Raw genomic sequence first — 23223 nt, 5'->3', positions numbered from 1 at the left:
AAATGCAACTTATTTATCATTGCGGAGACTCTATGAAAATGTTTCTATCGGGAAACGAGGCGGTGGCCCGGGGGGCCTGGGAGGCCGGGGTCAATGTGGTATCGGCCTATCCCGGCACGCCATCCACCGAGATCCTGGAAAATCTGGGGAAATATAAGGAGATATATGCCGAGCTGGCCACCAATGAAAAGGTGGGGCTGGAGGTGGCGGCCGGGGCCTCCTTTGCCGGGGCCCGGGCCCTGACCTGCATGAAACATGTGGGATTGAACGTGGCGGCCGATCCGCTGTTCTCCATGGCCTATATCGGGGCCAGGGGAGGTTTGGTGGTGGTCAGCGCCGATGATCCCGGAATGCATTCCTCCCAGAACGAGCAGGACAACCGCTATTACGCCAAGATGGCCAAGATCCCCTGTCTGGAGCCGTCGGACAGCCAGGAATGCCTGGAGATGGCCAAGCTGGCCTTCGACCTCTCCGAAAAATTCGACACCCCGGTGTTGTTGCGCTTGACCACCCGCATCTCCCATTCCAAGGGGGTGGTGGAGACCGGGGAAAGGACAGAACACCAGCCCACCGGCTACGTCAAGGATGTGGCCAAGAACATCACCATCCCGGCCCATGCCAGGAAGATGCATGTCAAGGTGGAGGAACGGCTTAAAAAGCTGGCTGAATATGGCGAGCATTTTTCATATAATAAAGTGGAAAAAGGCGAAAAGAAACTGGGGATAATCACCAGCGGTATTTCCTATCAATATGCCAAGGATGTTTTTCCCCAGGCTTCGTTCCTGAAACTATCACTGACCTTTCCCCTGCCGGTCAAGATGATCTCCGAATTCATCAACTCGGTCGACGAGATATATGTGATAGAAGAGAACGACACTTTTCTCGAGGAACAGATAAAAGCCGACGGCTACAAGATCTCCGGCAGCTGCGCCTATGAGAAGGAGATCACCGGCAAGGCTAAAATCCCCATCGCAGGGGAGCTCGATCCCACCGTCCTGGCCAAGGTCTTCGGCCTGCAGAAAGAATCGTCCTACAAACCATTGCAACTGCCGGCCCGTCCCCCGGTGCTGTGCCCGGGATGCCCGCACCGCGGGGTCTTTTATGCCCTCAACAAGCTCAAGCTGACGGTCACCGGAGACATCGGCTGCTACACCCTGGGCATGATGGAGCCGCTTAATGCCATGGATACCGTGATCTGCATGGGAGGAAGCGTTACTGCGGCCATGGGCTTGGAGAAGGCCCTGGGGCCGGAGATGGCTCAAAAGACCGTGGCGGTGATCGGCGACTCCACATTCTTTCATTCCGGCATCACCGGGCTGGTGGACATGGTCTACAATAACTCCCAAGGAACGGTCATCATTCTGGACAACCGGATCACCGCCATGACCGGGCACCAGGAGAATCCGGGCACCGGCAAGACCCTGCAGGGACAGGAGGCACCCATAATCGAGTTGGAGCCGCTGGTCAGGTCGTGCGGAGTGAAGCATGTTCAGATGATAGATCCTCTAAACCTTAAGCAGACCGAGAAAGCCATAAAGGAAGCGGTCAACAACCCAGGGGCTTCGGTGATCATCGCCAGGTCGCCCTGCATCCTGATAGAGAAGAGATACAGGCCAGCTCTGAAGGTGGATGAGGATAAATGCGTGGGTTGTAGGATCTGCCTGAAACTGGGCTGTCCGGCCATTTCATTTGACAAAGACAAAAAGAAATCGAAGATCGACCCCATGCTCTGCATCGGCTGCGAGGTCTGCGCTTCGCTGTGCCCCAAACAGGCCATGGGTCATAAATAGCAAAAGGAGTAATGATGAAAACGGTGAATATACTCATCTGCGGCGTGGGCGGCCAGGGGGTGCTGCTGGCTGGGGACATCATTGCCGAGACCGCCATCGCCAGCGGGTTCGATGCCAAGAAAAGCGAGGTGCACGGCATGGCCCAGAGGGGGGGCAGCGTGGTCAGCCACGTGCGTTACGGTGACAAGATCAACTCACCGCTGATCCGGGAGGGCGAGGCCGATGTCATCCTGTCGTTCGAGGAAATGGAGACCGCCCGATATCTGCATTTTTTAAAACCAGACGGTTCCCTTATAATCAACCAACAGCAGGTGATCCCCATGTCGGTGGCCACCGGGAAGGCGGAATATCCGGTCGACATTGTCGAAAAGATCAAACAGCATATTAAGGACACAGTGCTGTGTCCCGGTATGGCACTGGCCGAAAAGGCCGGCAGTGCCAAGGCCGTCAATACTGTCCTATTAGGGGCCCTGGCCAGGAAATTGGAGCTGGCTCCCGACAAATGGCAGAGTGTCATCTCCCGGAGGGTTCCGGCCAAGACTGTGGAACTGAATAAAAAAGCCTTTGAATCGGGGTACGGTCAGAAATAACAGGCAGGATAAGAGTGAGACCTTTTGGCGATATATCGCCCTACTACGACCTGCTGATGCAGGATGTGGATTATCGGGAATGGACAGATTATATCATACATTTGGCCCAGCGGGCGGGTATGGCCAAAGACAGTGCCCTGCTGGACCTGGCCTGCGGCACCGGGACATCGGCCCTGCTCTTTGCCAAGGCGGGATATAATGTAAAAGGGATGGATCGGTCCCCAGGAATGCTGGATGCTGCCCGGGCCAAAGCAAAAAAATCCGGATTCAAAATAAAATTCTTTCCGGGTGATATCCGGGATTTTCCTGCCAAAGAGAAGTATTCAATAATTACCTGCCTTTTCGACAGCATGAATTACCTGCTCAAAGAAGAAGATTTCCTTAGTGCCTGCAGCTGTGTCCAGTGCGCCTTGTCCGGGCAGGGGGTGTTCATATTTGATGTTAACACCATCTTTGCCCTCACCAAATATTGGGATCATCGGCTGGAGGTGAAAGAAACCGAAAGAATGGTCTCCATTTGGCGGAACAGCTACGACTTCGTCAGCCATTATGCCAATTTGTCCCTGACGCTGTTCATCCCGCGGGAAGGGGGATATAAGAGAATAGATGAATTCCACCAAGAGAGGGCATTTCCCTTGGATGATGTGAAGTCAATGCTTAAAAAAGCAGGTTTTGGGAAAATAGAGATATTCAAGCATTTGACCCTGGTGCCACCCCAACCCAATACCATCCGGGCCACCATAATCGCCTACAAGAAATAATATGCGTTTCATCGCCGATCTCCACATACACTCCAAGTACAGCCGGGCTACCAGCCAGGACATGGACCTGGAGCACATAACCGAATGGGCCCAGTATAAGGGCCTGGGCCTCCTGGGCAGCGGGGATTTCACCCATCCCGATTGGTTGAAGGAGTTGAGGTTCAAGCTGGAATCCAGGGACAATGGAATCTACCATTATCGGGGGGTAGATTTTATGCTGACGGCCGAAGTCTGTAACCTATTCACCAAAGACGGAAAGAGCCGCAAAATACACAACATGATCTTCGCCCCGTCATTCGAGGTGGTGGAACAGATCAACCGGCAGCTTAAACGCCATGCCGATCTTTCCATGGACGGACGGCCCATAGTCAACTTATATGCCTCCCGCTTGGTGGAATTGGTGATGGGCATCTCCCCGGATTGCCTGGTGATCCCGGCCCATATCTGGACCCCGCATTTTTCGCTGTTCGGGGCAAACTTCGGTTTTAACAGCCTGGAGGAATGCTACGAGGATCAAGCTGAGAACATCCATGTGCTGGAGACAGGGCTTTCCTCCGATCCGGCCATGAACTGGCGGCTGAGCAAACTTGACAGGCATTCCCTGATATCAAATTCCGATGCGCACAGCCCTTCAAAACTGGGACGCGAGGCCAATGTTTTCGACTGCGACATGGATTATAAGACCATCTGCCAGGCTTTAAAAAGACAGGACATCTCCCGGTTATTGTATACCATCGAATATTTCCCCGAGGAGGGAAAGTACTTCCATGACGGACACCGTAAATGTCTTTCCCGCCTGACCCCAAAAGAAGCCAGGGACGGCGGTAATAATTGTCCGGTTTGCGGCAAAAAACTGACCATCGGGGTTATGCACCGGATAGAAGAGTTGTCTGATAGGCCGCCGGGGATAAAACCGGCCAACGCCATTCCCTTCCGGCATCTGGTGCCGCTGGAGGAGATCATAGCCCTGGCCTTTGGGCTGGGAGCCGGAACTCAAACCGTGCTTCATGAGTACCACCAGCTGGTAAAAGCTTTTGGCAATGAGTTCACCGTTTTGCTGGAGGCCACCAAGGCTGAGCTGAACGAAGTGACCAATAACAAAGTGGCCGACGGGATAGTCAGAGTGCGGCAGGGAAAGGTCACCATCATCCCCGGCTATGACGGGGAGTACGGGAAGCTGAACATATTTGACGGGGACCGCCGCCAGAGCCATAAAACAAATGAACCGGAAGAACAGCTGGAGATATTCTGATGGATGCCTGGGGAAGCAGCAAAGGTGAAAAATGGGTGTTCCTTGATGTGGGGAATGTGATATTTTACGACCTGCCGCTATTGGCCAGGATCTGGAGATATTTTTATCTGACCCTGAAAGAGGGCGGGCTCAATCTATCCTTCGAGGAGGTGCTCAGGGAAAGGGAGCGACTGCTGGAGAATAACCCGCCGGAGATGAATCCCAGAAAGATGATCGCCGATAAATATGCCGGGCAGATAGACCGGGAAACAGTGGACCGGGCGGTAAATCAATGGCGGTCGGTCTATCCGGGTTCGAATCATCCGGTATCAGGCATATTTGACCTGTTAAAAACCCTTCAGGAAAATTACCACTTAGGAATAATTGCCAATCAGCCGCCACTGGCCATGGATGAACTCAAAAAATACCGGTTGGAAGGGTATTTCAGACACATCATAATCAGCGATATGGTGGGCCTTCACAAGCCGGATCCAGAAATATTCCGGCATGCCGTTGAACTGGCCGGGGCCAGGCCGGAACACTGCCTGATGGTGGGAGACCGGATAGACAATGACGTCCGCCCGGCTAAAATGGCGGGAATGAGGGCCGTCTGGTTGAATATGGATTACCGACTGATGGATTACCAACCGGCGGACGACTATGAAAGGCTTTATATCGAAAGCTACCTGCGAATAACGGGGATAGACCAGTCTTATAAGGGCTCGGCCTATGAACCCGATGGCGTCATCGCAAGCCTGGAGGAGCTTCCCCGCGCAATTGAATCAATAATGATCGAGCAGGAGGTGGCTGGATGAAAAAGCTATGGGCCCCCTGGCGCATGAAGTACATCACCGGCGCCGCCAACAAAAACCAGTCTGGCTGCATTTTTTGCAGAAAGTCCAAAAGCAAAGCCGATCATGATAATTACATCCTGCACCGCGGCAATAAGGCGTTCGTTATGATGAACATCTTTCCCTACAACAACGGGCATCTGATGATCGCTCCCTACCGCCATCTGGGAGATTTTACCGCCCTGAACGATGCGGAGCTGCTGGAGATCATGCAGCTGGCGCAGCTTTGCCAGAAGGCCATGACCAAGGTTATGAAGCCCCAAGGGTTCAACCTGGGATTCAATCTGGGCCGGGTGGCGGGAGCCGGGATAGAGGATCATGTCCATCTGCATCTGGTGCCGCGTTGGAACGGCGACACCAATTTCATGCCGGTGCTGACTGATACCAAGGTGGTTTCTGAGGCCCTGGAGGATAGTTTTAAAAAGTTGGGAAAAGCATTAGCTGAGTATTTCGGGATGGGAAAAGGAACACCACCCCGTGTTAAAAGCAAAAAGAGGGATACAACATCCTTAGCAGATGTTGACTAATAACCGAAATATAAAAGTAGCGGTGGCCATGTCCGGCGGGGTGGACAGCAGCGTAGCGGCAGTCCTGCTGGTAAAAAAGGGCTTCAGGGTCATCGGGCTGACCATGAAGCTTTTTCCTGCATCCCAGGCTCATTCGTCAACCGATTGCTGCGCCAATGAAGCAATGGAGTCGGCCGAAAGGGCGGCATCAAAGCTGGGCATCGAGCACCGGACAATTGATTGCCGCAAAGAATTCAATGAAATAGTGATAGGCAATTTTCTCAGTGAATACGCCAAGGCCCGGACGCCCAATCCCTGCGTAGTATGCAACAAAAGCATCAAATTCGGACTGCTGATGGAGACAGCCCGGGCTATGGGCTGCACCCACCTGGCCACGGGTCATTATGCCAGGGTCTGCAAAAGGCGGGGCAGGCACCTTCTGGCCAAAGCCAAGGATAAGCAGAAGGATCAGTCATATTTTTTGTGGATGCTAAGCCAGCGGCAGTTGCAATCAACCATATTTCCTTTGGGCAATTATGAGAAACAGCAGATCAGGGGAATGGCGGCGGCCCTTGGCCTTGATGCGGCGGATAAACCGGAGAGTCAAGAGATATGCTTTATTCCCCAGGGGCATTACAGCCAGTATCTGAAAAGCAAAATGGATGTCCCCGCTGGGGATATAGCTGACAGTAGCGGTAAAATCATTGGCCGTCACCGGGGGATAGCCAACTATACCATAGGCCAGCGGGAGGGGCTGGGGATAGCACTAGGAAAACCGCAATATGTAATAGGCCTTGATCCATTAAAGAACCGGGTGATTATTGGGGACGACCAATCCCTTTATAAGGATGTGATGGATGTTGAGGCTGTGAATTGGTTCATCAAAATTCCCAACCGTCAGATAAAGGTTGAGGTAAAAATCAGGAACCAACATAAAGGTTCAGCCGCCTTTATCAAGCCTGCCGGCGGGCGGACGGTTCAAATAAGATTTTTAAAAAGCCAAAGGGCCATCAGCCCGGGCCAGTCCGCGGTATTCTACCGGGGAGATCTGCTGCTGGGGGGCGGGTTGATAAAATAAAAGGTTCGGTCAACTTGACCGAACCTTTTTGAATACTCCCGGTTACTCTCCCCCGGGAACCATCCCCTTGAACATATCCTTGAATCCGGCCTTCTTTTCGGTCTTGCCTATCACAAACAAAGCGTCGTCCACGCCTTTGTTGATATCGACCGACTTTACTATGATGGTTGAAATGGGCTGTTTGTCCTTCTCGTAGAACAGCTCTGTTTTGAACGGCATCTCCCAATTGCCGGGCACCTTGCGAAAATCGGTATAAAGGGCGACGGCTTTCTTCTTCTTTTCCACCGTCACTTCAGCCTTGACCTGTACCAGATTGTCCATATCTATCCATATCTTATCAAAGGGGACCCGATCTTCCTTTTGGTCTGAAACATACTCTATGATATAACAATTTCGATCGCCGATCTTTTCTGTTCCGGTGATCTTGCCGTTCTTGACCAGATCCGCCCACCATTTCCAGGATCTGTCCTTCTGGTATTTTACTTGATCCTTTTCGGAGAGCTTCTTTTTGCCCATGAAGGGGGCTATCATCCACATATCAGTTCCATCGAAAAGTACGGTGGTCTCCATGTTGATGGCTTCTTTCTGACCGGTATTGGTCTTGGTATCTATCCGGAACTTGTCCCCCTTGTGGTAATAAGTGGCATTGCTGACCATGTTGCCCTTTTCGCTGACCATTGTTATCTCTTGAATTATGGTCATATCCTTGATCTGCGTCTCCAGCTTGCCGTAGCGGTCCTGAAACTTATGGGCCAGCACGGAGATATCCTGGGCAAAAACATTGGCCGGGGGAAGGGATAGCAGGACAGCGGTTAAGATGGGTAAAGGTAATTTATTTCGCATGGCTTACTCCGATCATTATTGGTTTGTAATTGATTGTATCAAATCATTGCAGATAATATATACTAATTCCGGCCAAAACGCAATAGCTTAAATTCAGCATAACCCTGTTAATTAAACTGGCATATATATATATGGGGTGAATCGGATATAACATTCAGGCCGGGAATGTCCCGGATGTCTTCAAGGCTGGGCAGGAAGGGCTTGAAGACCTTCGGTTTGAAATAGACCATATAAATATCCGGCCTGTTTTTGGTCAAAGGGGTCTGGGCTTCAGGATCCATCAGAGTGAATAGCTTGTCCCTGTTCAAAAGGCTTGGGACTTTCCCTGATAAGGCATATAAAAGCTCAGGGTCGTTTGTAAGATAAACAGCATCATTCGGCAGACCGTCCAACAAGGCGAGCGATCCAATTTTACGCCAGTTGAAACGCTGATAGGCATCCCAGCTGACAGAATCCGTCCGGGCCAGCCCCCACCATATTCCATAAGCTGCAGACACGGATGCCCAAAATATGAAAATTGACGCAAAAAATATTTTTATTTTCACCGGTTTTAAGATCGTTGGAAAGATCAGAAGCAGGAGGACATAGGCCGGAGAGAGTATCCGATAATCAAGCATGATGGCGGGATCTAAAAAGAGGATGGACGAAAGCAGGGAGATCATGTATGAAGCCAAGCATAAAAGAATAAAAAGGTATGATTTCGAAAATTTTCGTAGTACCCGTTTCTGTGACAAGGCCGTTATTTGAGGGGCCCAATATTTAAACAAAAGGAACAAAATCAAGAAAAAAGAAATAAATCTTACATAACCCAAATAATTCATGTCCACTTCAAACATCAGCCACCACAAGATCGTCTGAAGGCCCTTAAGCAGGGATAATTTGGCCATCGGATAAACAGCGAATGACCGGTCGGCGACGGAAGATGTGTGGTGGATATTTCTTGCAACCCAGAGCATCAAACCGGAAAAGGAGACAAGAACAAACGAGATGACCCGAAGAAGAGTCGTTTTATTTGCTACGGTCCTGAATGAAACAGTAAATATAATTACAGATATTATGAAGACAACGCCGATATATCGGGAGAGGGCGGCCAGGCCCAAGAAAAATCCCGACAGCAAAAGTGCGAGAAATGAACTGTTCTCCATATACCGCAAAAAGCACCAGATACCAAGCAGGAAGAGTAAAATAAACAGCGGTTCGGAAACGGCCATCATATGAATCAACAGTAAATGAGTGGAAAATATTAACAGCAGAGAGGAAATAACGGCAGATAGTCTCCACCTGACAAGTTCTGCGGAGATAAGTCCGGTTAAAAATATATTCAAACCGAATAGAAGAGCATTCAACCATCTTGAAGCAACTAATATATCCAAACCAAGTTTGTTTGCATAAGCCAGCAGGAGAGGGTATAAGGGGGGGAAATGGTTCATGGGTTTCAGCTGGCCGTTGGCGGCCCATTCGCTAAAACCGGCGCCACGGGAAAAGTTTAGGGCCGAAGCAATATATACCGTGGAGTCGTTATTGATAGCAACGCCCCACCGGGTAAGCCAGAGGATGATCAATATCCCGATAAGAGAAACAATGAAAAGAAAACACAACGGAATATTAGCCGGACTATGTTTATCGGTTCTATCAAACATGATAAATGATAATATATTTCATCCGGGGAATACAAGCATAAAATAAAGGATACTTATTGCCCGGGGGAAAATATCCATTTATAGCTTGAAATCGGCGCTTATAAATTGTATAGTTATTCCAATAAGCTAGGTGACAAGCGAAGTATGATTAGGCAATTAAATAACATATGGAGCGATTTTGTCAGCAGCGGGCTAGGCGAAGAGATTGACCGCACCTATTTAAGGAGGGTCAAGTTTGCCAATGCCCTTTCTTTTTTGGGGGTCCTGACCCTGCTGGGATTTGGTACCGCCAGGATGATTTCGGGAGATTACCCGATAGGTTTGGCTGACCTGGCAGTAGGGATCTTCATGGTGTTGAACCTGATCTTTCTCAGGTTAAGTAAAAAGGTAATGTTGGCAAGCTCACTGGGCGTCGGCTGTCTGCTGGTCCTGATCTTGTTCCTTTATGTCTCCGGGGGTGTGAACCGGACCGGGATCTACTGGATATATTTTTTCCCGGTTGTTTCGTTTTTTTTATACGGGATGAAGGGGGGACTCATATGGATGGCAATTTTATATATCTCTATTTTGGGTCTGCAGGTGGCGGCACATGCCGGTGGCATTCCCGTGGCCTACGATGTCGGAACTAGCACACATATGCTGGCCAGCCTTATGCTGGAATCCGCCCTGGTTTGTTACTATGCCAAGGTGATGGAGAACGAAGAAAAAGTCGTGGTGGCACATAATATGAAGCTGCGGGAGACCAGCCAAATAATACAGAACGAAATGTCCCAAAGGAAGAAAGCGGAGGATGAACTGCTCAGGATCAGTCAGGCGGTAAGAAGCTCCAGTGACGCCATTGCCATTGAAGATGTTGATGGCACCCACTTATATCACAATAAGTCCTTTTACAACCTTTTTAAATATTCAATTTCAGGGCTCAATGCCTATGGAGGTTTTGCCAAGTTGTTCATCGACCCTTCCCTGGGAAGGTCCATCCTGGAAGTGGTGAGAACGGGGGGTTCCTGGACCGGGGAGGTGGAGGTCAAAAAGAAGGATAACGGCACTGTTCAAACCTACCTGAGAATAAATGCCATCAATGACCACAGCGGTAAAACCATCGGCAGCGTATTCATCTATACCGATGTAAGCGAAAGGAAGAAATGGGAAAATGCCCTGGTCGCAAGCGAAGAGAGGTTCCGGAAGGTGGTCGCTTCGATAAGTGATCATATATACATGACCAGTTATTCAGCGGAGGGCAAGCCGATTAACGACTATATTTCCCCCAACGTGGAAAAACTGACGGGACACCCTTATTCCCGGTTCCTAGAGGATTGGGGATTTTGGGCAAATGACCTCATACACCCAGAGGATAGGGCTGCCGCCAGGGTCCAGGTGGAGAATTTTAAGAAAGGGTGGGACAGCCAGGTGGAGTACCGCATTATCCGGAGTGACGGGAAGACAATCTGGATAAGGGACAGCGGGCGGGTGGAGAAGCAAAACGGGAATATTACGGTTTATGGGGTGGTCAGCGATATCTCTGCCAATAAATATCAGGAGGAGATTAAGGAGACCCTGCTTGAAGAACTGCAGAAAGCCAACCGGGAGCTGGCGGAATTTGCCTATATAGTTTCCCATGACCTAAAAGCCCCGCTGCGGGCCATATCCTCGCTGGCTCAATGGCTGAGCGAAGATTACCGAGATATTCTGGATGAAGCGGGGAAGGAAAAAGTGGGGCTTCTCCTGGGCCGCACCAAAAGAATGCATAACCTGATCGAAGGAGTGCTGGCCTATTCGCGGCTGGGGCGCATGAAACCGACCATGTGCCGGATAGACAGCCACGAAGAGACCAGGCAGATAATAGATCTGCTATCACCGCCCGGCCATATAAAAATAACCATCGACGGAAAGCTTCCGACAATAATATACGACAGGATCCACTTTGACCAGATTATGCAGAATCTGCTCAGCAACGCCATAAAATATAACGACAAGGAATGTGGTTTGATAACCATCTCCTGCCGGCAATACCAGGGGTATTGGGAGTATCTGGTCTCGGATAACGGCCTGGGGATCGAGGAACAGCATTTCGACAGGATCTTCAAAATATTCCAAAGTCTTAAGTCACGGGATGAATTTGAATCTACCGGCATCGGGTTGACCATCGTCAAGAAGATAGTCGAATATCATGGCGGATCCATTAAATTGACCTCACAGCTCGGCAGGGGAAGCGAATTCAGGTTCACTATCCCCGGGAACCTGCAGCCGGAGCCCGGGGAATGTGGTAAATAAATTTTGGGAGGACAATAACATGAGAAATAACATCCCGGTCCTTTTGGTGGATGACGACCAGGTCGATATCATGACCGTTCAAAGGGCATTCAAGGTCAATAACATAGTCAACCCCCTTAAAATAACGGGAAACGGACGGGAGGCGCTGGACTACTTGAAGCAGGAGGGAAAATATAAAAATCCCGATGCCTCTCCCCGTCCCGGCATAATCCTGCTAGACCTGAACATGCCCATTATGAACGGGATAGAGTTCCTGAAAATCGCCAAAGCCGACAGCGAGTTGAGAAAAATCCCGGTCATAGTCCTAACGACATCGAAAGAAGAGAACGACAGGGTGGAAAGTTTCAATTTGAGCGTGGCGGGATATATCATCAAGCCTGTCGAGTTTGAAAAGTTTGTCGAGGCGGTGAGGGTGCTTAACCTGTACTGGACCCTGAGCGAATTACCATAACAGGAAGGTGGTTTATGGAATTGGATAAACTGAGGATACTGCTCCTGGATGATGATGAGGTCGACAGGATGGCCATAAGCCGTTATATCCAAAAGGAGGACCTGCCGTATGAAGTAGATATGGTCACTTCGATATCGGAGGCCCGCCAAAAATTAAGTGACAATGAATATGACCTGGCCCTGCTGGATTATCTGTTGCCCGACGGGAAAGGCCTGGATCTCTTAAAAACGGCGAAGGAGGTTCCCGTGATATTTGTGACCGGAAGTGGCGACGAGAATATAGCGGTGCAGGCTTTGCGGGGTGGAGCATACGATTACCTGATAAAAGACCCGGAAAGGAACTATCTGATAGTGCTGCCGGCGACTATAAACAATGTCATGGAAAGAAAAAAGGCTGAGAAAGCTCTTAAGGAAAGCGAGATCAAGCACCGGGTTCTTTTGAATTGCATTAAAACGCCGATACTGGCCTTAAAAGAAGACATCACTATATTCTATTGCAATGATACTTATGCAGAATTCGTAAAACTATCCATTGAACAGCTGGAGGGCAGGAAATTAATTGAAGTTTTTCCCAGAATTAACGGTTCAGAAACCTATAAAGCCTACCTTGATGTCTTGCAGACCGGCAAGACCATGGTGGTTGAGGGCAAATATGAAAATCGTTATTTGAGCTCCAGCATCTATCGTACTCCCTGGGGGATCCTGGCAGTGGCCGAGGACATAACCGAACGCAAAGCTGCCCAGGAGGCGCTGGTTAAGGCAAATGAGGGACTGGAAAGGCGGGTGGCGGAGAGGACGGTTGAATTGGCCAGGGCCAACGATGAATTGCAAAGAAGCTACAATGATACAATTATTGCCATCACCGCCGCCATGGACGCCAAGGATTCGTATACCAGGGGCCATTCGGAAAGGGTCAGAGATATAGCCATGTGCATTGGCGATAAACTCGGCCTCCCGGCAGAATCTCTTAAAAAACTTTCCTATGCGGCCCTGTTGCACGATATCGGCAAGATAGGGGTCAGCGATCTGCTTCTTACCAAAAAGGGCGGATTGACAAAGGAGGAATATGAGGAGGTCAAGATGCATCCGGTGATAGGCGGAAGGCTGGTCGGTGAGATCGAACTTTTAAAGGACGTTGCCCCGATAATTTCCGCCCACCATGAACATTTTGATGGCAGTGGATATCCGAAGGGGCTGAGAGGCCAGGAGATCCCCATTGAAGCCAGGATAATCGGAGTGGCTGATGCTTATGAATCCATGATATCGGATCGGCCGTATAGGAAGGCGTACGAAATGAAGGAGGTGATAAAAAGACTCGACCAAGCCTCCGGGACCCAACTCGATCCGTTGATGGTTGAAAAATTAAAAGAGACCATCTGAGGCGGAAAACAAAAGCGCCCCGTTTTTTTCGGGGCGCTTTTCAATAGATTTTTTCCAAGGCTTCTTTATTTAACCAGCCTCCGGCTCCTCCCGGTAGTTGTACCAAGACAAAATCATTTCGTTTATCCTTTATCAGAACTTCGGTGCCGTCGTGCAACAGGAGGATCTGCTTGAATTCATCGCCGGGGCCGCTTAGCGCACTTACCTCGGGAACTACGACCACTGCCGGCAGGGTGTTTTTTTCATTTTGCCAGAGCGAGAAAGAAAGTAAGAGATAAAAGAAAACAAAGCCGGATATAAAGACAAAGATCAGAATCTTGCCCTTGCGGGACAATATATAAAAAGAAATAAAAAGTGATAGCAAACCAAAAGAAACGATGGAAAACCAGAATGATTCACTGTTTGAAAACCAGTGGAAAAAAATATACAGATACCGCTCGATGGGGCCCCGGCCAGTGAGAATCTTATCCACCCTGTAGTTTCTGGCATACACCAGGTTATTGTTTATATCGGCATCTCTGGGCTCAAGAAAATATGCCCGGCGATAATTTACTATCGCCTTTCCAATCTGCCCATTCCTGAAATAAGCATTGCCAAGATTGTAAAATAGATATGGAGAGCTAACCTTTTCCAGGGCATTTCGGTACGCCTCGATGGCTGCAGGATAGTTGCCATCCTGATAAAGCTTGTTTCCCTGATTGTATGAGTCAATCGGTGCAAATCCCAATACGGCTATAATGATCAATTCCATCATAACTTGCTAAGCACCTCCTTGGCTTTATCCAGCATGCCAGGGGGATCCATTTCCGAGGCGGAAGAGGGCGAAAATCGAACCCGGTCGCAAGCGTCCATCAATGCCAAGATATCGGTTAAAATATCATCAGGAACCCCATGTCTTGATAATCCTTCGTGTATCTGTTCCTTGGTTCTGGCTCCCATATCCATATTATAACGATCGCCGATAAAGCCAAAAACGGCTTGCGAAAGTGAGGAGTAGAAATTAATCAGATCGTCAGCCTTAAGGTATTTCTCGGAAAGTTGCAGGCGTTTTTTAACCAATCCGCTTGATCTATGTTTTCGAGCATAGCCCCTGTCGGTTGACAGCCGGTCAAGATGACCCCGATACCAAAATGCCGACAAAACCGTTGCCGGAAAAAATAAATATAAAAGCCAGCTCCATTTTGGAATTTCGAAGGATACGCTTTTTAAGGCAGAGGCGTCGGGCTTGAGGTAGTTTATATCGGTTCCCAGCACCTTCATTCCGGTAGCTTCCACCAGGGGAATGTTTTGAGTACAGCCCGAAGCGGCGCATTCAAACTGCTGGGTCTGGATGGTATGGTAGCTTCTGTCGGCCGGGTCAAAATAAGCCAGCTTTACCGCTGGAATGACATACTTGCCGTCTGACTGGGGGATTATGGGAAAGGTGAAGGTCTTGCTGCCCTTGATGGCATCCCCGGAAACCTGGATGTTTTCTTTCACTTCGGGATCCATTATCTTCAGGCCGGGGATGGAGGCGATCAGGGGTTTTTCAATCAAGCGAATATTGCCGGTTCCGGTTATCTTGACGGTGAGGTTGATGGGTTCGTTTCCGGTGACCAAATTTTTGTCCAATGAAGCCTGAATGGAGAATTTGCCGACGCCGCCGGTAAATTCAGCCGGTTTCCCTTCGGGCAATGGCTTTGCGTTAATAGTTATGGGTTTCGATTCGACCCTCACACTTCTGGTTGTACCGAAAAAATCGAAAAAGTCCCGTGACGACTGAACCACGGCAATATTCATGGACATGGGACTTACTGTGAGCTCTCCGCTTGACATGGGGAAAAGGGCTACCCTTTTCAGCATCATATAATTATACTGTTTGCCGTTCAAGTCTTTTTGTTTCCAGCTGAATTTATCGGCGTCGTAGACCTTTTCTGTCCAGAAACCGCTAAAGGTTGGCATCTCTGATATCCCGGCATCCGATATCTGAAAACGGTTATAAAGGGTAAAATCAACCGTTATTTGTTCTCCGACATATACTGTTCTTTTATCTGAATTAGCCGATAAGAAAAGATTCCCTTCGAGCGGAATGTTTGCCTGCCCTCCAGAATTCCGCCCAGGCCGGGATGATTGGGCTCTGACGGTCGAGGATTTTGTGACCTCGATCTGTATGGGCTGGGAAGTATATTCCTGTTCCTGGTATTTTATTTTACAGGGACCGATGGTCAGTTGGCCCAGTTTCTTGGCGCTGAGATAATAAATGAAATTAACCGAAGCCTGCTTGGACATCTTCCCGTTCACGAACTGAATATTGGTTGACTGGGATGATGAATTGCCCAGCAGGTTGAAATCGGGCAGTTCCGGCAGTTCCGGCTTGGGGACGCTGGCCATGTCCTGTCCCTGAACGGTGACAGTCAACGTGAATTGATCTCCCAACCCTACAGTGGTCTGGTCCACCGAGGCATTGAAATCAATTACGGCCGCATGAACCGACGAAGTAATAATGACAGCCGACAATATGGAAAAAAAGTATTTTAATTTAGCTTTTAGCATTAGGTAATATAAAACGATCAAAATGATTGCAATAATTATATAAGTTTTACCAGTCTTTGTCCACCTTTTCCGGCTTGGCCGGCTGCTCTTTTTGTTTTTTCATGTTTTCTTTTTCTTTGTTCTGGAGAGCTTGCAGGATACGGTCGGCCTCGTCCTTGTTCATCTGGCCCTTTTGGGGTTGAGGTTTGGGCTGTTGCCCTTGCTGTTTTTGCTGGTCTTGGTTTTGTTGTTGCTGTTGTTTCAGCTGTTGATCTTGTTTTTGTTGATTTTGATCCTGTTTGGTTGAATCGTTCTGAGATGGCTGTTGTTCTTTTTGCTTCAAACAAAACTCCAGATTCTGCTTGGCCCTTATGTCATTGGGATTAAGCAGCAGCGATGAAACATAACTGTTTATGGCCTCATCCAGTTTCCCCTGTTTAAACTGACAGTTACCAATATTATAAAGCGCTTTAGCCTGAAAACTTTTATCTTTGGTCAATAACCCAAGCTGGAACTCCGATATGGCTTCGGGATATTTCTGCAGTTTATACAGAGCCCGGCCGATATTATAATGTATCTTCTCGTTATCCGGCTCCCGAACCAAGGCTTCCTGGTATTTCTCCAGGGCCTGATCGATATTCCCCTTATTTAGGGCTTTATTGCCGGTGCGCATGGCCGACCCAACTCCGGCATATGCAGAGGAAGAATGTAAAATGTAAATTATAAAAATCAAAATGAATAATTTGGTCCGGGATATTCCCAAGGTCGGAAACCATTTGCCGCGACGATCGCTCAAAAATAGCCCCAGAAATATCAATATGTATGAGATCACCAGGAAATACTGGTATCTTTCCACATAATCCACGTATTCCCCGCCATCCAGTTCCTTCTTTTCCATGCCCTCCAGCTCGGAGACCAGGTTATTCACATGGAACCCCTCCGCCCGATAATAACGGCCATCGGTAGCCTTGGCCATCACCAGCAACAGGCGTTCGGCCAGCCGGGAGACCACGACCTTATCTTCGCTGTCCTTCTTATAGGAAATCAAATTGCCCCTGGAATCGGTCTCGGGGATGGTGGAGCCCTGCAAGGTTCCGATGCCTATTATGTAAAGCCGGATGCCAATCTCCGCGGCCTGTTTGACGGCGGCCATGGGGTCGCCCTCCAGATTATCCCCATCGGTGACCAATATCAGCGCCTTTGATGTTCCCTGCTTGGGATTGAACAGCGCTCCCGATGCTTCCACCGCTCTTTGAATATTGGTGCCTGGTTTGGGAATGTTGCCTGGCTCGATGATATCCAAAAACAGTTTAGCGGCCTCGACATCCGAGGTCATGGGGCACATAACGTAACAATCTCCGGCAAAAGCGGTGATGGCCACCTGATTGGTGCTCAAATTGTCAAGCAAGGAAGAGGCCTGGAGCTTGGCCCAATCCAGACGGGATGGTTTGATATCCTGCGAATTCATGCTCTTGGAGGCATCGATGCAGAATACGATATCTATTCCGCGGCCTTTGTATATCTGCAGTTTCTCACCCCATTTGGGACGGGATAATCCCAGGATCAAGAAAAATAGACCCAGAATCAATAGAATTGATTTTAACCACCATAATTTTGGATTCAAGCTGTCTGCTAAACGGGATATCAAATGTTGGTCGGCCAGAGATTTGAAGGCCTTTTTCTTAAGCGCATAGGAGATAAAAATCCCGGCGATCGCCAGGGGTATGGCCAAGAGCAGGTAAAGATATTGGGAAGCAGCCCATTTGATCATGGCAGCCTCCTTAAAAAGGTGAACGACAATAACAGGTTCAGCAGGAATAATATCAAGGCTGCCAACATGAAGATGCCGGCTTTTTCGGAATATACTGTATGCCGAGTAACCTTATAGGTGGTGGGTTCCATGCGGTCTATTTCATCATATATCAGCTTCAATGCTTCGGCATCGCTGGCCAGGAACGACTGTCCACCGGTCAGCCGGGATATCCCCTCCAGGGCGGCCATATCCAGATCGAGCTGGACCTGGGCATAGCGGCGGCCGAAGACAGGGTCGTCGACCGGGAACGGCACCGGGCCTTTGGAACCGACGCCGATGCTGTAAATTTTTATCCCGTAAGTCTGGGCCAGCTTGGCGGCCGTAATTGGATCGACCTCTCCGGCGTTGTTCAAGCCGTCGGTCAAAAGGATGATTATCCGGCTTTTTGATTTCGAATCCTTAATCCTTCCAACGGCTGAAGCCAAGCCCATGCCGATGGCTGTGCCGTCGGCCACCAATCCAAAATCAAGCCGGTCTATCAGATCCGAAAGTATCTTCTTATCGGTGGTTAGCGGACACTGAGTCAGAGCCTGGCCGGCAAAGAGCACCAGTCCGATCCGGTCGCCTTTCCTTTTATTTACAAATTCCTTGGCCCGTTCCTTGGCCACGAACAGGCGGTTCTTGGGGCTGAAATCCTCCGCCTGCATGGTCCCGGATATATCCATACAGAGCATGATATCGATGCCCTTGTCCTCGATCTCCTCGTACACCCGGCCTTTCTGGGGCCGGGCCAGGGCGATTATCATGAGGAACAGAGCGGCAACACTCAAGACAAAGAGAGCATGCTTGATATATTTGCCGTACCCGGGATTTTTTTTGAAGAATTCGGTATTGGAGAATCTTACCGCGGCGGTCCGCTTCTTTAATTCCAGCCAGATCAGGCCAACCAGAGGAATCAGCAGCAGAAGATATAAAGGAGAAGCAAAACGCATGTCTAATCCCTCCCCTTCCTGTTGTCATCGATTTCTTCGGGAGTGGTCTTTTGCACCAGTTCTATGGCCTGCTGCAGTGCTCCATCGATCTCCTGATAGGTGGGGATCAGCTTGGCGTATTTGACCCGGTCGGCCTTATGCAAAAAGCTTCCGAATTCCTCCCGGTATGGGATCTTGTTTGCTTTGAGATCGTAAATTATCTCGGTGGTGGTCTGTTCCATTGCGTTGAACTCAAAACGCCGTTCGATATATCTTTTTATTATCTCGGAAAGGGCGTAATAGTATCTCTGGACATGCCCCTTGTCCAGTAATTCCTTAAAAGACAGGCTGTTCAGGGAATTCATGGCCTCGACCCAAGGAGGTAGGGGAGTCAGGGCCAATTCCTGAATCTTTTTTATCTTCAGATATATCCGGTAGCCAAGGTATCCCAGCAGGGCCAGCAGAAGTATGGCCGCCGGTATCAACCACAGCCAATAATTGGGAAATGTCTCTGCGGGTTTGATATCGTTGATATCGGACATCTTGGCCGGCATTACGCTGGATATATTGACCTTCAATGTATCGCTAAATAGAGTATCGATCCGGTCTTTATCGCTTATCAAAAATATGAAACGGGGCAGGATTGTTTCCCCCGGCTTGAATCCGGCCAGCTTCAGCCGATAGGTATTAGTGTTGAAGCCTTTGTGGCTCGAAGTTTTTATCTTCTGATCTATGACCAGGAATGCACCGGTGGAATCCGCAATAGGGCCAAGAGGTTTGGCGGTGTTGGGGTAATTGACATCGACCACCAATTCAAAAGGAGTGCCTACCGATAGTTTTCGGGCAACGACTTTGGTGGCCAAAGATGACTGCCCTTGCAGCTGGGAGGCTAATAGGATCGTTAATAATATTTGATGCATAAAGCACTGTTATTTAATGGAACCTTCTGGACCGAAGCTGGAAAAATTTGTGCAATTTGGGGACGAAATCCTCGTCGGTGGTAAGGCTGATGCTGTCTATGCCCAGGGACTTGAAAAGGCGCTCCCGTTTTTGTCTTTCGAGCAGATTATACTGCAGGTATCCCTGCTGCAGAGAGGGATCGGAGGTATTGACGGTCATCAGCTGGCCGGTCTCCAGGTCCTCGAAGTCTACCAATCCAGCCGTGGGCAGGCGGCTTTCAGCCGGATCGGAGATCTCGATGGCCACCAGGTCGTGCTTGCGGGCGGCTATGCCCAGCGGGGTCTTGAATATTTCCGGTGAAAACCCCCTGCCGGAAAAATCGCTGATTAAAAAGATGATGGCCCGGTGCTTCAAAATGTGCATCAGCGATTCCAGGGCAGTTGATGGCTGGGTGCCTTTGCTCTGCGGCTTGAAGTAAAGGATGTCCCGTATCAGGCGCATCACATGCAGCCGACCCTTCTTGGGTGGTATATATTTCTCCACCCGGTCGGTGAAGAACATCAGACCGACCTTGTCGCTGTTCTTGACCGCCGAGAAGGCCAGGGTGGCGGCCACCTGGGCCGCCTGCTCCAGCTTGAATTGGATTTTGGTGCCGAAATATCCCGAGCCGGAGGCGTCCAGGCACAGGATAACCGTCAGTTCGCGTTCCTCCACGAACTTTTTGACGAAGGGACGGCCCATCCGGGCGGTGACCTTCCAGTCGATGGAGCGTATATCATCTCCGGGCAGGTATTCCCGCACGTCCACGAATTCCATGCCGGTGCCCTTGAAGGTGGATTTGTATTCCCCGGCAAAGGTGGTGTTGACGATCTTCTTGGTATGAAGCTCGATCTGGCGGATCTTTTTTATGAATTCTGATGATAACACAATATTTTACTCGAGGCAATATTTGCAAACAAACCTCTCTCCATTGCGGGGAGAAGTGGGAGAGGGGTTAAATTCCCCGGATTCCCGATGACTCGGGAATGACAATTTTCGGATAACGAATAACCATTATCGAAACAGCATCACGGGACCTCCACTCCAGCCAAGATCTTCTGTATGATATCGTCGGTGGTGACATCCTCGGCCTCGGCTTCGTAGGACAGGATGATCCGGTGCCGCAGGATGTCGGCGGCCAGCTCCTTGATGTCCTCCGGGATCACGAATCCCCGGCGTTTCAAAAAGGCCAAAGCCCGGGCGGTGGTGGTCAGGTTGATCGAGGCCCGGGGAGAGGCCCCGAACCGGATCATTCCCTTGAGCTCGCTCAGGCCGTATTTCTCAGGCTCCCGAGTGGCGAATATCAGATCGATGATGTAATCCTTGATCTTCTGGTCGATATAGATCTCCTGACACAGCTCCCTAGCCTTGATTATCTCGGCCGGGGTGATGACCGGCTTGATGGACGGCTCGCCCTGCACGGCGATGCGCTCCACTATCTCTTTTTCCTCTTCTTTGGTGGGATAATTGATCTTTATCTTCAGTAAAAAGCGGTCCAGCTGTGCTTCCGGCAGGGGATAGGTACCCTCCTGCTCAATGGGGTTCTGGGTGGCCAGCACCAGGAACGGATCATCCAGCTTGAATGTCTGCTCGCCGATGGTTATCTGACGTTCCTGCATGGCCTCCAGCAGGGCGCTCTGAACCTTGGGCGGGGTGCGGTTGATCTCGTCGGCCAAGATCAGGTTGGCAAAGATGGGACCCTTGCTGGTGATGAACTCGCCGGTCTTCTGATTGTATATCATGGTGCCGATGATATCGGCCGGCAGCAGATCCGGGGTGAACTGAATTCTCTGAAACTTGGCTTTGATGGCGGAAGAGACCGTCCGGACGGCATAGGTCTTGGCCAGCCCAGGCACCCCTTCGATCAGGATGTGGCCGTTGGCTAAAAGCCCCACCAATAATCGGCTGACCAGATAATTCTGCCCGACTATGGCCTTGCTTATCTCGGCGGTGATGGTTTGGATGATGATGCTCTTCTTCTCGATCTCTTCATTTATTCGCTTGATCTGGTCGCTGTGGTTTTCCATGAAAGTCCCCTCCGGAAAATATATTAAAGGGTTAAATTTTAAACAAAATTCGGCACAACAATGTATTATAAAAAATTGATCCCCAAGTGTCAAGTAGCGCCACATTATTTGACCGGCAGATTCCTGGGAAGACCAGGGGAGCAGGGGGCATTATAACTTATTTGCGGAGAGGCAATAAGAACGGTAAAAGACAGATATACTTGTAACCAACCTTAAATGCTGAACAGAGTTAGCAATGTTTTTTAAATCACGGCCATTTTGACCATTCAGCCTATTAAAAGGTTTAAATAAATCAACAAAACAAACGGTCCAAAAAAAGGGGGCAGTACTTACCTGCCCCGTAGGTCTGGGAGACAATTATCTGATCCGGATCCGTTCCTTTAACGCAAAACCCCGTTTTTTGAAATCGACCACAAAGGCATCAGAATCGATGGCCAGCTCCAGGGGTACGGCTCCCTTGGGGGCCTTGCCCTGCACCAGATGGTGGGCCACGATAGCGGCTGGAAATCCAGTGGTGCGCTCCATGGCAGTGAAGCCGGTTCTGTCATCCTGGTAATCTATCAGGTCATACACTATTTCCGTCTCCCGGCCGTTCTTTTTGCCCAAGGCCGTCACCCTCAGCACTATCAGGTCCTTGTCCTTGGGGAAATCTATCTTTTTGGTCAGCAGAACATGGCTCAACTGGCGAGGGATCACTTTGCAGCCCCTGACATCCACCGGCTCCTGTTCAAAGAATCCCAGTTCCAGCAGGGTCCTGATCTTTTCATAATGGCCGGCATAACGGACCGTTTTATAATCATATTCCTTGACGATCCCTTCCAGGGTCCAGGGACAGGTGGAACTGCCGCCGCTGGTGACGAAGGCCTCGCATCGGCCCACGGGTTTGGGAAAATCGATCTGCTCCAATTCCGAAAAGGTGGGGATCTCGGCGGCCTTTCCTTTCCTGATTATATGGGCGGTGCCGAAATACTCATTGATCAGCCCTTCCACGGAAAAGACCAGCTTGTAATTCAAGGGCGGTTTGGGATTTTGGGGCAGGCCGCCGCAGCGGATATGGATCTCCCGGGGCTGGTTCAGTTTTTTGATGGCGTACACCGCCAGGGTGTTGCCCATGCCGGGCATCAGGCCGGTATCCGGCACCACTGTGACCCCGGCTTTCTTGGCCTGCTGGTACAAGGAAAGTTCCTTTAATACCACGCCGGTATTGCCGCCCAGATCGCAGAAATTACAGCCGGAGTCTATGGCGGCCTTGGCCACGCCGTAGTTGAAATGATAGGGGACGGCGCTGACCACGCAGTCCATTCCTTTGAATAAATTCTTCAATGATACCGGGTTTCCGGCATCGGCTTTCTGGGCTTTGACGATCTTTTTTGTCAACAGGGCATTGATCTTTTTGGCCCCGGCGGAGGAAACCTTGCCGTCAAAGTCGGCCACGGTGACACTTTTGGCCTGGCAGAATTTTGCCAGATCATAGGCGATGGCCAAGCCCTGCCTCCCGGCCCCCAGGACCACATATTTGAAAGTCATAATTCACGCCTTTATGTTAGATTAAATTATTGAGATCACCTAGACAAATTCATTATAAAGTATTGAAAATATGATTGCAAGGGAATTTATTATAATACTTTGCC

At 49.7% G+C, this 23223-nt stretch carries 20 protein-coding genes; 10 read left to right on the top strand and 10 right to left on the bottom strand.

What is annotated here, in order from left to right:
- Window positions 1-32 precede the first annotated feature (32 nt).
- From iorA to mnmA, 7 genes are read left to right on the top strand one after another with little or no spacing between them, the layout of a single operon-like run.
- The gene (gene iorA / locus RDU76_05025) at window positions 33-1790 is read left to right on the top strand and encodes an indolepyruvate ferredoxin oxidoreductase subunit alpha (protein ID MDQ7798292.1); all 1758 of its coding nucleotides are present in this window, start codon (window positions 33-35) and stop codon (window positions 1788-1790) included.
- A 14-nt stretch (window positions 1791-1804) separates the two neighbouring features.
- Window positions 1805-2380 (top strand): indolepyruvate oxidoreductase subunit beta, encoded by a 576-nt coding sequence (locus tag RDU76_05020; protein ID MDQ7798291.1) that lies wholly within the window; start codon window positions 1805-1807, stop codon window positions 2378-2380.
- A 14-nt stretch (window positions 2381-2394) separates the two neighbouring features.
- On the top strand, window positions 2395-3141 hold the full coding sequence (locus tag RDU76_05015) for a class I SAM-dependent methyltransferase (protein ID MDQ7798290.1): 747 nt from the start codon (window positions 2395-2397) through the stop codon (window positions 3139-3141).
- A gap of 1 nt (window position 3142) precedes the next feature.
- A complete protein-coding gene (locus RDU76_05010) occupies window positions 3143-4393 on the top strand; it encodes an endonuclease Q family protein (GenBank protein MDQ7798289.1) in 1251 nt (416 codons plus the stop codon).
- Window positions 4393-5187 (top strand): HAD family hydrolase, encoded by a 795-nt coding sequence (locus RDU76_05005; GenBank protein MDQ7798288.1) that lies wholly within the window; start codon window positions 4393-4395, stop codon window positions 5185-5187. The genes RDU76_05010 and RDU76_05005 overlap by 1 nt, the downstream gene beginning before the upstream one ends.
- Entirely contained in the window at window positions 5184-5750 is a 567-nt protein-coding gene (locus RDU76_05000; GenBank protein MDQ7798287.1) for an HIT domain-containing protein, read from the top strand. The genes RDU76_05005 and RDU76_05000 overlap by 4 nt, the downstream gene beginning before the upstream one ends.
- Window positions 5740-6807: a tRNA 2-thiouridine(34) synthase MnmA gene (gene mnmA / locus RDU76_04995; GenBank protein ID MDQ7798286.1), complete on the top strand. Its 1068-nt coding sequence runs from the start codon at window positions 5740-5742 to the stop codon at window positions 6805-6807. The genes RDU76_05000 and mnmA overlap by 11 nt, the downstream gene beginning before the upstream one ends.
- Before the next feature lie 42 nt (window positions 6808-6849).
- Here the strand turns inward: mnmA and RDU76_04990 are convergent, their stop codons facing one another.
- Both RDU76_04990 and RDU76_04985 read right to left on the bottom strand, forming a co-directional pair.
- Window positions 6850-7650 carry an outer membrane lipoprotein-sorting protein gene (locus RDU76_04990; protein MDQ7798285.1) on the bottom strand — a complete coding sequence of 267 codons (801 nt, stop codon included), beginning with the start codon at window positions 7648-7650 and terminating at the stop codon, window positions 6850-6852.
- A gap of 107 nt (window positions 7651-7757) precedes the next feature.
- Entirely contained in the window at window positions 7758-9290 is a 1533-nt protein-coding gene (locus RDU76_04985) for a glycosyltransferase family 39 protein (protein MDQ7798284.1), read from the bottom strand.
- A gap of 144 nt (window positions 9291-9434) precedes the next feature.
- On the opposite strand from RDU76_04985, the gene RDU76_04980 reads away from it, so the two are divergent.
- The 3 genes from RDU76_04980 to RDU76_04970 are packed head-to-tail and all read left to right on the top strand — an operon-like array spanning window position 9435 to window position 13391.
- Window positions 9435-11561, top strand: coding sequence for an ATP-binding protein (locus RDU76_04980; GenBank protein MDQ7798283.1), 2127 nt, complete (start codon window positions 9435-9437; stop codon window positions 11559-11561).
- 19 nt (window positions 11562-11580) lie between these two features.
- Window positions 11581-12012, top strand: coding sequence for a response regulator (locus RDU76_04975; protein MDQ7798282.1), 432 nt, complete (start codon window positions 11581-11583; stop codon window positions 12010-12012).
- A gap of 14 nt (window positions 12013-12026) precedes the next feature.
- Window positions 12027-13391 (top strand): HD domain-containing phosphohydrolase, encoded by a 1365-nt coding sequence (locus RDU76_04970; protein MDQ7798281.1) that lies wholly within the window; start codon window positions 12027-12029, stop codon window positions 13389-13391.
- A 40-nt stretch (window positions 13392-13431) separates the two neighbouring features.
- Here the strand turns inward: RDU76_04970 and RDU76_04965 are convergent, their stop codons facing one another.
- The 8 genes from RDU76_04965 to RDU76_04930 all read right to left on the bottom strand — a co-directional run bounded on the left by RDU76_04965 (window position 13432) and on the right by RDU76_04930 (window position 23119).
- Window positions 13432-14145, bottom strand: coding sequence for a tetratricopeptide repeat protein (locus RDU76_04965; protein MDQ7798280.1), 714 nt, complete (start codon window positions 14143-14145; stop codon window positions 13432-13434).
- Window positions 14142-15923, bottom strand: coding sequence for a BatD family protein (locus RDU76_04960; GenBank protein ID MDQ7798279.1), 1782 nt, complete (start codon window positions 15921-15923; stop codon window positions 14142-14144). Before RDU76_04960 ends, RDU76_04965 begins: the two co-directional genes overlap by 4 nt.
- Before the next feature lie 46 nt (window positions 15924-15969).
- Window positions 15970-17673, bottom strand: coding sequence for a tetratricopeptide repeat protein (locus RDU76_04955; protein ID MDQ7798278.1), 1704 nt, complete (start codon window positions 17671-17673; stop codon window positions 15970-15972).
- On the bottom strand, window positions 17670-18647 hold the full coding sequence (locus RDU76_04950; GenBank protein MDQ7798277.1) for a VWA domain-containing protein: 978 nt from the start codon (window positions 18645-18647) through the stop codon (window positions 17670-17672). The genes RDU76_04955 and RDU76_04950 overlap by 4 nt, the downstream gene beginning before the upstream one ends.
- Window positions 18648-18649: 2 nt before the next feature.
- The gene (locus RDU76_04945; GenBank protein MDQ7798276.1) at window positions 18650-19489 is read right to left on the bottom strand and encodes a hypothetical protein; all 840 of its coding nucleotides are present in this window, start codon (window positions 19487-19489) and stop codon (window positions 18650-18652) included.
- Window positions 19490-19559: 70 nt separating this feature from the next.
- Entirely contained in the window at window positions 19560-20453 is an 894-nt protein-coding gene (locus RDU76_04940; GenBank protein ID MDQ7798275.1) for a DUF58 domain-containing protein, read from the bottom strand.
- A 140-nt stretch (window positions 20454-20593) separates the two neighbouring features.
- Window positions 20594-21592, bottom strand: a complete 999-nt coding sequence (locus tag RDU76_04935) for a MoxR family ATPase (protein ID MDQ7798274.1) — start codon at window positions 21590-21592, stop codon at window positions 20594-20596.
- A 357-nt stretch (window positions 21593-21949) separates the two neighbouring features.
- Complete coding sequence (locus tag RDU76_04930) at window positions 21950-23119, bottom strand: saccharopine dehydrogenase C-terminal domain-containing protein (GenBank protein MDQ7798273.1); 1170 nt, start codon at window positions 23117-23119, stop codon at window positions 21950-21952.
- Window positions 23120-23223 lie beyond the last annotated feature (104 nt).

The sequence above is a fragment of the Candidatus Edwardsbacteria bacterium genome, assembly GCA_031082425.1.
In the GTDB taxonomy this organism is placed as follows: domain Bacteria; phylum Edwardsbacteria; class AC1; order AC1; family EtOH8; genus UBA2226.
The sequence above is the reverse complement of the archived record's forward strand: the minus strand, read 5'-3'. Positions and strand labels throughout refer to the sequence as shown.

Coding starts and splice junctions, on each gene's coding strand:
- RDU76_04935 (MDQ7798274.1), bottom strand. CDS start 21,592: ATGGAAAACCACAGCGACCAGATCAAGCGAATAAATGAAGAGATCGAG.
- mnmA (MDQ7798286.1), top strand. CDS start 5,740: ATGTTGACTAATAACCGAAATATAAAAGTAGCGGTGGCCATGTCCGGC.
- RDU76_04985 (MDQ7798284.1), bottom strand. CDS start 9,290: ATGTTTGATAGAACCGATAAACATAGTCCGGCTAATATTCCGTTGTGT.
- RDU76_05020 (MDQ7798291.1), top strand. CDS start 1,805: ATGAAAACGGTGAATATACTCATCTGCGGCGTGGGCGGCCAGGGGGTG.
- RDU76_05000 (MDQ7798287.1), top strand. CDS start 5,184: ATGAAAAAGCTATGGGCCCCCTGGCGCATGAAGTACATCACCGGCGCC.
- RDU76_04965 (MDQ7798280.1), bottom strand. CDS start 14,145: ATGATGGAATTGATCATTATAGCCGTATTGGGATTTGCACCGATTGAC.
- RDU76_04930 (MDQ7798273.1), bottom strand. CDS start 23,119: ATGACTTTCAAATATGTGGTCCTGGGGGCCGGGAGGCAGGGCTTGGCC.
- RDU76_04990 (MDQ7798285.1), bottom strand. CDS start 7,650: ATGCGAAATAAATTACCTTTACCCATCTTAACCGCTGTCCTGCTATCC.
- RDU76_04975 (MDQ7798282.1), top strand. CDS start 11,581: ATGAGAAATAACATCCCGGTCCTTTTGGTGGATGACGACCAGGTCGAT.
- RDU76_04950 (MDQ7798277.1), bottom strand. CDS start 18,647: ATGCGTTTTGCTTCTCCTTTATATCTTCTGCTGCTGATTCCTCTGGTT.
- RDU76_05005 (MDQ7798288.1), top strand. CDS start 4,393: ATGGATGCCTGGGGAAGCAGCAAAGGTGAAAAATGGGTGTTCCTTGAT.
- RDU76_05010 (MDQ7798289.1), top strand. CDS start 3,143: ATGCGTTTCATCGCCGATCTCCACATACACTCCAAGTACAGCCGGGCT.
- RDU76_04970 (MDQ7798281.1), top strand. CDS start 12,027: ATGGAATTGGATAAACTGAGGATACTGCTCCTGGATGATGATGAGGTC.
- RDU76_04960 (MDQ7798279.1), bottom strand. CDS start 15,923: ATGCTAAAAGCTAAATTAAAATACTTTTTTTCCATATTGTCGGCTGTC.
- RDU76_04980 (MDQ7798283.1), top strand. CDS start 9,435: ATGATTAGGCAATTAAATAACATATGGAGCGATTTTGTCAGCAGCGGG.
- iorA (MDQ7798292.1), top strand. CDS start 33: ATGAAAATGTTTCTATCGGGAAACGAGGCGGTGGCCCGGGGGGCCTGG.
- RDU76_04955 (MDQ7798278.1), bottom strand. CDS start 17,673: ATGATCAAATGGGCTGCTTCCCAATATCTTTACCTGCTCTTGGCCATA.